Raw genomic sequence first — 11229 nt, forward strand, 5'->3', positions numbered from 1 at the left:
GGCTCTCGAACTTATACTTTCACAGAATATCATAAAACTGCAAACGACTGATAATCAAGTGTAAATTACAATATAGAGTAAAAGTAAATGTTTCTAAATGTCTTTTGCTATCTCAATAATTGGGTGTATATTTGGGTGTAGAATTTCAAACGCACCCAATTATGAATATCAAGCGCAACATCATTTTTGCATTGGAGAGCCGGAAAAAGAACGGTGTGCCAATCGTAGAGAACGTACCCATCCGTATGCGTGTCATCTTTGCCAGCCAACGCATCGAGTTTACAACGGGCTACCGGATTGACGTAGCCAAATGGGATGCAGATAAGCAGCGGGTAAAGAACGGATGTACCAACAAGCTAAAGCAAAGTGCAGCCGAAATCAATACGGACTTGCTGAAATACTATGCCGAAATCCAGAATATTTTCAAGGAATTTGAGGTGCAGGAGGTCATGCCAACGACCCAACAGTTGAAGGAAGCTTTCAACATGAGAATGAAAGACACCAGCGAAGAACAGCCGGAAGAAGCCCCTGTCAGCTTTTGGGAGGTGTTCGATGAGTTTGTAAAAGAGTGCGGTAACCAGAATAACTGGACGGCATCCACCTATGAAAAATTTGCAGCAGTGAGGAACCACCTCAAAGAGTTCAAGGAGGATGCAACGTTCAACTATTTCAACGAGTTTGGATTGAACGAATACGTCAACTTCCTGCGTGACACCAAGGATATGAGAAACAGCACCATCGGCAAGCAAATGGGATTCCTCAAATGGTTCCTGCGCTGGAGCTTCAAGAAAGGACATCATCAGAACATTGCATACGATACGTTCAAACCGAAACTGAAAACCACCTCGAAAAAAGTAATCTTCCTGACTTGGGATGAACTGAACAAGCTGAAAGACTACCAGATACCCAAGGATAAGCAATACCTGGAACGTGTGCGTGATGTTTTCCTGTTCTGCTGCTTTACGAGTTTGCGGTATTCGGATGTTCGCAATCTGAAAAGAAGCGATGTGAAGTCCGACCACATCGAAATAACCACAGTCAAGACTGCCGACAGCCTGACGATTGAACTGAACAAATACAGCAAAGCCATACTGGACAAATACAAGGACATCCATTTCGAGAATTACATGGCTCTGCCCGTCATCAGCAACCAGAAGATGAACGATTACCTGAAAGAGCTGGGCGAACTGGCAGAAATCAACGAGCCTGTACGGGAAACCTACTACAAGGGAAATGAACGTATTGATGAAGTCACACCCAAATACGCTTTGCTCAGTACCCATGCAGGAAGAAGGACATTCATCTGCAATGCGCTGGCTCTCGGAATCCCGGCACAGGTGGTCATGAAATGGACGGGACACAGCGACTACAAAGCTATGAAACCCTACATTGACATAGCGGATGATATTAAGGCAAATGCCATGAACAAGTTTAATCAACTATAAAAGTATCAAACAGTTTCATAGATAGTTACCAATGACTATATTTGTAGAAATTATCATCACAATATGAGCAACAAGGAATCCAACATAGAGAAAACGAATTTTGATGCATTCATACAAGCGGTCGGTTCGGAAATAGAACAGGCACAAGTAAGGCTGATTGTTGCAGCCAATGCACAAATGCTGTTCCATTACTGGAAGATAGGCAATTACATCCTTTATCACCAGCAGCTGCACGGATGGGGAAGCAAAATCATCAAGCAGTTGGCAAAGGCTATCCGACTGCATTACCCTGAAAAGAAAGGCTATTCGGAACGTAACCTTACCTATATGTGCCAGTTTGCAAAAGCATATCCTTTAAGAGCGTTGCAAAGTTTCATAGAAACAGATGCAAGCCTGTCTGTCCCAACCATACAGAGTGTGACCAATGAAGTATTAAAACTGAATGACAAGCAATTTACGCAGGAACTTACTGCGCAAATGCAATCGATTGATTGTCAATCATTAGCAATTACGCAGGAAGTTCCTGCGCAATTTGAAGATGTGGGAAAAACCGTGTCTGCCATTTACAGGATGGGAATCAGGGAAATAGAAGAAGTTTTCTTGACCTCTCCTATAGCCAAAATAAACTGGACAAGCCAAATGACTATACTTGACAGTTCGCTACCTTTAGGTCTAAGCTACTGGTACATGAAGCAGTCTGTGGAAATGGGATGGAGCAGCAATGTATTGAAAATGCAAATTGACAGTGATTTGTATAGCCGACAAATCAGCAACAACAAGGTAAACAATTTCACGACCACACTTCCGGCTCCACAAAGCGACCTTGCCAATTACCTACTCAAAGACCCGTACATCTTTGATTTGGCAGGAGCCAAAGAAAAAGCAGACGAAAGGGATATTGAAGAACAGCTGGTGAAACACGTTACCCGCTACCTGTTGGAAATGGGCAACGGTTTTGCCTTCGTTGCCCGGCAGAAGCACTTCCAAGTCGGAAACAGCGATTTCTTTGCCGACCTGATTCTATATTCCATTCCGTTGCACGCATATATCGTGGTAGAATTAAAGGCTACCCCATTCAAACCGGAGTATGCAGGACAACTGAACTTCTACATCAATGTGGTGGATGATAAACTGAGGGGAGAGAATGACAACAAGACTATCGGGTTGTTGCTATGCAAGGGAAAAGACGAAGTTGTGGCACAATACGCATTGACAGGCTATGACCAGCCCATCGGCATCAGCGATTACCAATTGAGCAAAGCGATTCCCGAGAAACTGAAATCAGCGTTGCCCAGCGTGGAAGAAGTGGAAGAAGAACTGGCCTCTTTCCTTGACAAAGACAATAACACTCAAAAATAGTTGCGTCCATGAAAGATGTAATTACAACGCTGATTCCCCGATACGGAGAATTGAACAGAATATATAAAGACTGGTTTGATAATAAAGGTTTCTCTTTTGAAAAGCAGAAATTCATTACCAAGTTCTATCTGGACTACAATGATGTAACGGTTCTTGAAACAGCCATTCTTGAACTGGTGTTTCATCTTCCACAGGAGCAATACACACTGATTCTGAATAGCCTGAAAAAGGAAGTATGCGAAAACATAAGTTATTACAAGAAAGGATGTATGCCGGATGAACAGACCGTTTACAATATCTGCTTCCGAGTTTCAGAAATCTATAAAGAAGCCATAGAAGAACAGCAATACAAGACGACCAAGCTCCATGCTCCGCTAAACGAAGCATACCACCGATACGATTCCATAGGTTATCGGGAACACACTGCAGAGGATGAAAAGCGTGCGGAAATGGAATATGAACGGTGCAAAGATGAATACGAGGAGAAAAAAAACAAGCTGACCGAACTCTACGATCTGCAAAAACAGACCAGAGAGAAAGCCCTGCAATATGCAAAAAGCCGTTTCAATGAAATCTATCGGCTGGGCTGCCACCTCAAAGAGACATTGGCGAAATATGTATTTGATGAAACAAACGAGCCGGAAGAGCCAGCCGAACAAGAACCAAATGCCCCCAACATACAGGAAGAAGTGCTGGGAACGAAACAGACTGAGTATTTCAATATGGAACTGCTTTCGCTCATTCATGTAACCTGCGTGGGAGAACAGTTCGAGAATATTTCCGAACATGATTTCTATACCTGCATGAACCTGCTACCAAGCGACACCAAACCCCAAATCAGACCGAGAGAAAAAATACGTACCTGCTATCTGATATTCCTGATGAGCGAAAAACTGCCCAAACAGGACAGGGAGAATTGGAAGAGGAATATCCTGAAAATATTGGATATTGAGGAAAGCTACTACAAGTCAAAGTACAAAGAGCCTGTTTCCGATTTCCCCAGTGACAGCAACCGGAAATTTGCCAAAGAAATGGATGGTATATTCCGATAATCTGTGATATGCCCTGACATTTTACGAAACAACCACTTTTACCACTCAAATTAAATTTTTGAGTGGTATTTTTATTATCTGATATTCAGATAAATAACAAGATATTCCATTTATATCAACCACATCCTTACCACTTACAACCCTACCTAATTTTGCATCGTTCGAGAACAGAGATAACAGCCAGTGCGCAGGGCTGATTGTTAAACGACTAAATAGATTGAACGATGAAAAATCTTCAAGAATTATTATCAAAACCCGTCTGGCAGATGACAGGTGAAGAGTTCATATTCCTAAGTAAGCACGCTTCCCGTCAAACGGAAACGCAGCCACAGCCCATTACAGACACAGAAAGAAAATATGTGTACGGAATACTGGGCATAGCCAAACTGTTCGGGTGCAGCCTACCCACCGCCAACCGTATCAAGAAAAGCGGAAAGATTGACAAGGCAATCACTCAGATAGGACGTAAGATTATCGTGGATGTTGAGCTTGCCCTTGAACTGGCTGGAAAGAAAACAGGAGGACGGAAATAACGGGAGGCATGGCTATGGACTATATGAAAGAGACTAAGGAAATATCGGCTGAAGAAGCCATAATCCTTTGGCAAGCCTCACGTTTGAGCCTGTCGAAAAGTTATGAGAAAGCACCTGAAATCCTTAAAGTACATGATTCTGTCATTGGGACATTGGGTAATTTCAGCGCATCCATCGGCAAAGCCAAAAGTAAAAAAACGTTCAATGTATCGGCTATCGTAGCCGCTGCATTGAAGAACGGCACAGTGCTGCGGTATGTGGCTGAACTGCCTGAAGATAAGCGGAAAGTGCTTTATGTTGATACAGAGCAAAGCCCTTACCATTGTCTGAAAGTCATGACGCGCATTTTGCGAATGGCTGGTTTGCCAGATGATAGGGACAATGAGAATCTTGAATTTCTTGCCTTAAGAAAATACACGCCTGAGCAGCGTATCAGGATTGTGGAACAGGCTATTTACAATACACCCGAAATCGGTCTTGTAATTATAGACGGCATACGGGATATGGTGTATGACATCAACAGCCCCAGTGAATCAACACGCATCATATCCAAGCTGATGCAGTGGACGGACGACAGGCAGATACATATCCATACGATACTGCATCAGAACAAAGGGGATGAGAACGCAAGAGGGCACATTGGTACGGAGTTGAACAACAAGGCGGAAACCGTATTGCAGGTAGAAAAGGACAAGGGCAACGGTGACATCAGCCATGTTTCAGCCATTCACATCCGGGCAATGGACTTTGAGCCTTTCGCATTCCGTATCAACGACAAAGCCCTTCCCGAACTCATTGAGGGATACAAACCTGAAACAAAGAAGCCGGGAAGACCCGAAGAAGAGAAGTTCGACCCTTACAGGCATATCACCGAGCAGCAGCACCGTATCGCATTGGAAGCCGTTTTCGGGCTGAAAGAGGAATACGGCTACAAGGAACTGGAAGATGCCTTAATCAAGACCTATATGTCAGTGGGTGTAAAGCTGAACCATAAAAAGGCGGTATCGCTCATCACCATGCTCCGCAACAAACGGATGATAGTGCAGGAGACAGGCAGAAAATACACATTCATGCCTGACTTCCACTATTAGCCCATTTCCCTGCAATCACTTCACTTTATTCTCGGGGTGTATATATTAGGAATATAGTGAAGTGCTTGGGGAATGGGACTAAATCACTTCACTTTATTACCGTATCCTATATATACGAGAATTTAGTGAAGTGATTATAGACCGTACTTCCTAAAAAGGTACGGGCAAAAAGAAAAATAAACCAATTCACCAACTACTAAAACAATCATTTTATGGATATACAGACAGCCAAGCAAATCAGAATAGCGGATTATCTGCATAGTTTAGGATATTCTCCCGTCAAGCAACAAGGTGTCAATCTGTGGTATAAATCACCGTTAAGGGAAGAAGCCGAAGCCTCGTTCAAGGTAAATACCGAACGTGAACAATGGTATGACTTCGGTTTGGGTAAAGGTGGTGGTATCATAGAACTGGCTGCACACCTGTACGCTACCGACCATGTACCTTACATCTTGAAACGGATAGCAGAGCAGACACCGCACGTGCGCCCGGTATCTTTCTCTTTTGGAAAGCAAAACTCTTCCGAGCCGAGCTTCCAACAGTTGGAGATTGTTCCGCTGTCATCTACTGCCCTGCTTGCCTACTTACAAGGTAGAGGAATTAACATAAAACTGGCGAAAAGAGAATGTAGTGAAGCACGTTTCACTCACAACGGCAAGCGGTACTTTGCCATCGCCTTTCCCAATGGTTCGTGTGGATATGAAATCCGCAACCGCTATTTCAAGGGCTGCATCGCCCCAAAGGAAATCTCCCACATCAGGCAGTCGGGAAAAGCGAGGAATACCTGTTATGTGTTCGAGGGATTTATGGACTACCTCTCCTTTTTGACATTGAGACAAGAGAGCTGCCCAAATTATCCGGAATTGGACGGGCAGGACTACATTGTATTGAACTCCGTATCGAATGTAAACAAGGCTCTCTATCCGTTGGGCAATTACGAACGCATCCACTGCTTTTTCGACAACGACCATGCAGGACTGGAAGCACTCCGGCAAATCCGCATGGAATACGGCAGAGAGCGGTACCTCCGGGACGCTTCGCAGATTTACAGAGGATGCAAGGACTTGAACGAATACTTACAGAAACAGATTGAAAGAAAAAGGCAGCTCCAGTCCGCCAAAGGGGTGCGCAGCCAATCACCGGAAAAGAAGAACGGCTTCCAGTTATAGCCCACTATAACTACACGCTTCGCTTTCGTAGTTGTGGGCTCTCCCGAGGGGATTAGGGCTTTGCCCTAATGACCCACTCAGGGCGTTTCACCCCTGAGAACCCCGAGCAAAGAGTGACCCTCTCTTTGCAATCTCCGCTTATGGGTTACCCCTAAGAACCCCTCTGCGAAAGCGAGCAAAGTAAATCAATTGTAAACAAAGGAAAGAAGCTATGGCAACAAAATCAAGCATACATATCAAGCCTTGCAACATCGCATCGAGCGAGGCACACAACCGAAGGACTGCCGAGTATATGCGTAATATCGGGGAGTCCAGAATCTATGTCGTTCCCGAACTTTCCACCGATAACGAACAGTGGATAAATCCCGACTTCGGCACTCCCGAACTGCGAACTCATTATGACAATATCAAGCAAATGGTCAAGGAAAAGACCGGACGTGCCATGCAGGAAAAGGAAAGGGAACGCAAGGGAAAGAATGGAAAGATTATCAAGGTGGCGGGATGCTCACCCATCCGTGAAGGAGTATTGCTTATCAGACCGGACACCACACTGGCTGATGTACGCAAATTCGGTGAAGAGTGCCAAAGACGCTGGGGCATCACTCCGCTACAGATTTTCCTGCATAAAGACGAAGGGCATTGGCTGAACGGTCAGCCGGAAGCAGAAGACAAGGAGAGCTTCCAAGTCGGTAACAGATGGTTCAAACCAAATTATCATGCTCATGTCGTATTCGACTGGATGAACCATGAAACTGGAAAGAGCCGAAAGCTCAATGACGAGGATATGGCAACCATGCAGACCCTTGCTTCCGATATTCTCCTGATGGAACGTGGACAGGCAAAAGCTGTCACAGGTAAAGAGCATCTGGAACGAAATGATTTCATCATTGAGAAGCAGAAAGCCGAACTGCAACGTATAGAGGAAACCAAGCGACACAAGGAACAACAAGTAAGCCTTGCCGAACAGGAACTCAAACAGGTAAAAGCAGAGATACGCACGGACAAACTAAAGAAAACAGCCACCAATGCTGCTACCGCCATAGCAAGCGGTGTAGGTTCTCTTTTCGGAAGCGGTAAGCTGAAAGAACTGGAACATCACATCGAGCAGCTACATCAGGAAATTACCAAACGGGACAAAGCTACTGATGAATTAAAAATTCAGATACAACAAATACAGGAACAGCATAGCAGACAAATTCGTAATCTTCAAAGAATACATAATCAAGAACTTGAAGCCAAAGACAAGGAAATATCACGATTGAGCACCTTGCTTGAAAAAGCCCACAAATGGTTTCCCATGTTCAAAGAGATGTTGAGAATGGAAAAATTATGCGCTGTTATCGGGTTTACCAAAGACATGATAGAAAACCTCTTGACAAAGAAAGAATCCATACAATGTAGTGGCAAAATTTATTCCGAAGAACACAGGTGGAAATTTGACATCAAGAATGATATTTTTAGGGTTGAGAAACATCCGATGGATAGTGGTAAGCTTATGCTGACCATAAACCGACAACCCATAGTACAATGGTTTAAGGAACAATGGGAAAAGTTACAGCAGAATCTACGTAACTCGGTGCAGAGAGAGCAAAAATCCAGAGGATTTAGAATATAGAATAGCCTATTATTAATAAAATCAAGTATCTATGCATCCAAACAGATTGTTTTTATTACAGAATCAAAATCCTAAGAATTTATAAAAAATGAAGCCTAAAGAAGTTTTGGAAAAATGGATAGATTGCTTTAACAAAGCAGATGCTTATCATATAGCAGAGCTGTATGCTACTAATGCAGTAAATCATCAAGTCGCAAACGAACCAATAATAGGTAAAGAATCAATCTACAAAATGTTTGTGAATGAATTTGCCACTGCTAAAATGGTTTGTATGGTGGAAAATATTTTTGAAGATGGCGAATGGGCTATCATGGAATGGAAAGACTCTCTTGGACTTCGTGGATGCGGATTTTTTCATGTAAAAGATAACAAAATCGTCTTTCAAAGAGGGTATTGGGATAAACTTTCATTCTTGAAGCAACACAATCTTCCAATTGAATAAGTACTATCAGAATACGGACTGGGAAATTGAAATACCCAGTCCGAGTTATATAATGAATTTTACTTGTTAAACTATTTAAAGTCAGTTGGATAACAAACCATACCTTTCACATTCTCAGTAGCTCCAGGTATTAATTCAGCCACCATGCAATATTCATGAGAGACTTCGAAAGGAAATTCAATTCCTAAATCGATAGCCTTGCGATAGCCAAATCGAGGATAATACTCTTTATGCCCCAATACGACTGCTGTGCCGTAACCCAAAAGTGCTGCCCTCTGATGGGCTTACTGAATCAACATCCCCCCCAATTCCCTTACGCTGGAATTCCGGCAAGACTGCCAATGGAGCTACACTCAGGGATGTGACAGACTGGGTGTCACTGTCTATCTTTACTTCTGTAAGTAAGATATACCAGACAATTTGTTTTTCTGTCATTTTCTTGTTCTTATCTAATTGTTAGGCTCATTGTTGTTATACATTGTTTAATTATAGATAAATCGTGAATATCCTTCTCTCTTAAATCGTAGCCCGAATGGAATACTTGTTGCCCTTTTGCAGAAATGCAAGGGATGCTTCTGCCTTCAAAGACTGCTGTTCCAAAATAGTCCGGTTGAAATTCATACCAGCCTCCATCCAAGTCGGCTTGTTTGGAAGTGCCGTCCGCATTCAAGACAAAAGGATGGATATCAATATAGCCTAATTCTTTGCTATACAGTTCCATACGGGTGGGCAACCAATTTGTTTCAATTTGATATCCTCTCTCCTGCAAAAGATCAAGGAGTTGGTCTGTATAATTGGCATCAAAATCAATGTCAATATCTCTATGCAAGCGGGTTTGCTGTCCGTACAAGACATCCACTCCCCAGCCTCCATCCAACCAAAACTGCATGTCCAGGCTTTCCAACAAGTCCAAAACTTGAAATAACTCTGTAATCGTAGTGTGTTCTTTCTTTGTCATATAATAATTCTTTAATAAATAATACTATGCGTAATTATCCAACTGCTTGATTGAAGAAATAAAATTTGCACCCACTCCAATCAGAAAGATAACCCATCCGCTGATCATAAAGACGGATGTGATACCCCATGCTTCCACCCAATATCCTGAAGCTACGATACCCAGCATTGATGGAAAGGTACTCAAACTAAAGATGAGAGAAAAAGTCCGTCCAAGCATGTCCGAAGCCAAGTTCTGCTGAATAATAGCGATGAAAAGCGCATGGTAAATGGAATAGGCTATGCCTCCTGTAAATGTTAGGCAAACAAAACCTATAAATGCGCTTGATGGTAAATAACTGGCGCTAATCAGATACAATCCCAATATCACATAAGCCGTATGCATCACTAATGTTTGCTTGCTTTTCAAAGCCTTACAGGCAAGTACTAAACCGCCCAACAATGCCCCTGAGCCCCAACCCATTTCCACAACTCCCATTTGCAAAATGTTTCCGTTGAAATGCAGAAGCGTCATAAAAGGAAATAACGTAAAAACAGGCATAAGGACAAAAGTCACCAGCGTAAAGCATACGAATAAAGGCAAAATGCCCATTGTACGCCGCAAGGTATGCCAACATTCCGTCAGTTCTTTTTTGAAATCTGGAAGAACTTTCGTTTTTTGAAGAGAAGGAATCTGGACACAAAGTAAGGTCAGACAAGCAGCAACAGCTCCGATCACATCTATGAGCAGAATATACTGTATGGGAAGCCAAACAACGAGGCTTGCCCCTACAACGGGAGCTATCACCTCACTGAAGGATTGAATGGAATGGTACAAACCTGATACCCTGACAAGATGGTGCTTGGGAATCAGTAGAGGGATGCTTGCCTGTAAAGCAGGTGCATGAAACGTACTGCCTATTGAACGACAAGCAGTCAATAGATAAAAAAAAGAAAGGTCTTTATAACCCTTGGTTATCACAATAAAAAGACATAGGGTACAGAACGCGATGAACAAGTCCGAATAAAACATCGTTTTCTTTCGATTCCATCTGTCAACATAGACCCCGGCAAACAAGCCTAATACAAATTGTGGTAAAAATCCAGCTAAAATAGCCAGAGATAAAGCTGTCGGGGATTTAAATTCGTTGCTAATCCAAAAAATAATGGAGAAGCCAACAATCGTACTTGTTAAAATAGATATGAGTTGGCCTATTCCTATCACGGCCAAAGTTGATTTCCAATGATTCATTGTGCTAATATTTCATGCGTTTATAGATAAGTACTTTCGTACATTAAGCAAAACGAAATTCTATCCACACAAAAAACTTGTATTATAATCCACTCCTGACGTTGGAATACAATAACAAATACTTTCAGGACGATGTAAAGTCCTGAAAAATCAAACTGAATGGATAGATAAATATTAGTCTTTTCTCATCGGATTCTTTTAATATCGCTACTCTTTTATTATGTAGTGGTTGTATTATCTTAAATAAAACAAAAACACTCGACTTTACATTCTTGGGTGTAAAACTGGGTGTTTGTTTTGCAATTTGCTGATTTTCAGCGTTTGTTGCGGAGAGA

At 42.5% G+C, this 11229-nt stretch carries 11 protein-coding genes; 8 read left to right on the top strand and 3 right to left on the bottom strand.

The window, feature by feature from the left end; translation table 11 throughout:
- Window positions 1-161 precede the first annotated feature (161 nt).
- The 8 genes from OCV81_RS16865 (at window position 162) to OCV81_RS16900 (ending at window position 8706) form a co-directional block, all read left to right on the top strand.
- The gene (locus OCV81_RS16865) at window positions 162-1445 is read left to right on the top strand and encodes a site-specific integrase (protein WP_004308773.1); all 1284 of its coding nucleotides are present in this window, start codon (window positions 162-164) and stop codon (window positions 1443-1445) included.
- A gap of 63 nt (window positions 1446-1508) precedes the next feature.
- Window positions 1509-2804, top strand: a complete 1296-nt coding sequence (locus OCV81_RS16870) for a PDDEXK nuclease domain-containing protein (RefSeq protein WP_032582750.1) — start codon at window positions 1509-1511, stop codon at window positions 2802-2804.
- Window positions 2805-2812: 8 nt separating this feature from the next.
- Window positions 2813-3856, top strand: a complete 1044-nt coding sequence (locus tag OCV81_RS16875) for a hypothetical protein (RefSeq protein WP_004308775.1) — start codon at window positions 2813-2815, stop codon at window positions 3854-3856.
- 224 nt (window positions 3857-4080) lie between these two features.
- Window positions 4081-4389: a DUF3853 family protein gene (locus tag OCV81_RS16880; protein ID WP_004308776.1), complete on the top strand. Its 309-nt coding sequence runs from the start codon at window positions 4081-4083 to the stop codon at window positions 4387-4389.
- A 14-nt stretch (window positions 4390-4403) separates the two neighbouring features.
- Window positions 4404-5480: an AAA family ATPase gene (locus tag OCV81_RS16885; protein WP_008766855.1), complete on the top strand. Its 1077-nt coding sequence runs from the start codon at window positions 4404-4406 to the stop codon at window positions 5478-5480.
- Between the two features lie 212 nt (window positions 5481-5692).
- A complete protein-coding gene (locus OCV81_RS16890; RefSeq protein ID WP_025077123.1) occupies window positions 5693-6649 on the top strand; it encodes a toprim domain-containing protein in 957 nt (318 codons plus the stop codon).
- A 211-nt stretch (window positions 6650-6860) separates the two neighbouring features.
- Window positions 6861-8264: a hypothetical protein gene (locus OCV81_RS16895; protein ID WP_004308779.1), complete on the top strand. Its 1404-nt coding sequence runs from the start codon at window positions 6861-6863 to the stop codon at window positions 8262-8264.
- Between the two features lie 88 nt (window positions 8265-8352).
- Window positions 8353-8706: a nuclear transport factor 2 family protein gene (locus tag OCV81_RS16900; protein ID WP_004308780.1), complete on the top strand. Its 354-nt coding sequence runs from the start codon at window positions 8353-8355 to the stop codon at window positions 8704-8706.
- Between the two features lie 445 nt (window positions 8707-9151).
- Here OCV81_RS16900 and lnu(AN2) read toward each other — a convergent pair whose 3' ends face one another.
- From lnu(AN2) to OCV81_RS16915, 3 genes are all read right to left on the bottom strand, one after another.
- On the bottom strand, window positions 9152-9664 hold the full coding sequence (gene lnu(AN2) / locus OCV81_RS16905) for a lincosamide nucleotidyltransferase Lnu(AN2) (RefSeq protein ID WP_009038171.1): 513 nt from the start codon (window positions 9662-9664) through the stop codon (window positions 9152-9154).
- Between the two features lie 24 nt (window positions 9665-9688).
- Window positions 9689-10894 carry a macrolide efflux MFS transporter Mef(En2) gene (gene mef(En2), locus OCV81_RS16910; protein ID WP_072543088.1) on the bottom strand — a complete coding sequence of 402 codons (1206 nt, stop codon included), beginning with the start codon at window positions 10892-10894 and terminating at the stop codon, window positions 9689-9691.
- Window positions 10895-11018: 124 nt separating this feature from the next.
- On the bottom strand, window positions 11019-11229 hold a 211-nt coding region (locus OCV81_RS16915), incomplete at its 5' end, for a hypothetical protein (RefSeq protein WP_262640508.1).

This window comes from Phocaeicola fibrisolvens, from assembly GCF_025567125.1.
GTDB classification, from domain to species: domain Bacteria; phylum Bacteroidota; class Bacteroidia; order Bacteroidales; family Bacteroidaceae; genus Phocaeicola; species Phocaeicola fibrisolvens.

Excerpts from the sequence above, each read along its gene's own strand:
- OCV81_RS16885 (WP_008766855.1), top strand. The coding sequence starts at position 4,404 with ATGGACTATATGAAAGAGACTAAGGAAATATCGGCTGAAGAAGCCATA.
- OCV81_RS16890 (WP_025077123.1), top strand. The coding sequence starts at position 5,693 with ATGGATATACAGACAGCCAAGCAAATCAGAATAGCGGATTATCTGCAT.
- OCV81_RS16870 (WP_032582750.1), top strand. The coding sequence starts at position 1,509 with ATGAGCAACAAGGAATCCAACATAGAGAAAACGAATTTTGATGCATTC.
- OCV81_RS16875 (WP_004308775.1), top strand. The coding sequence starts at position 2,813 with ATGAAAGATGTAATTACAACGCTGATTCCCCGATACGGAGAATTGAAC.
- OCV81_RS16880 (WP_004308776.1), top strand. The coding sequence starts at position 4,081 with ATGAAAAATCTTCAAGAATTATTATCAAAACCCGTCTGGCAGATGACA.
- OCV81_RS16895 (WP_004308779.1), top strand. The coding sequence starts at position 6,861 with ATGGCAACAAAATCAAGCATACATATCAAGCCTTGCAACATCGCATCG.
- OCV81_RS16865 (WP_004308773.1), top strand. The coding sequence starts at position 162 with ATGAATATCAAGCGCAACATCATTTTTGCATTGGAGAGCCGGAAAAAG.
- OCV81_RS16900 (WP_004308780.1), top strand. The coding sequence starts at position 8,353 with ATGAAGCCTAAAGAAGTTTTGGAAAAATGGATAGATTGCTTTAACAAA.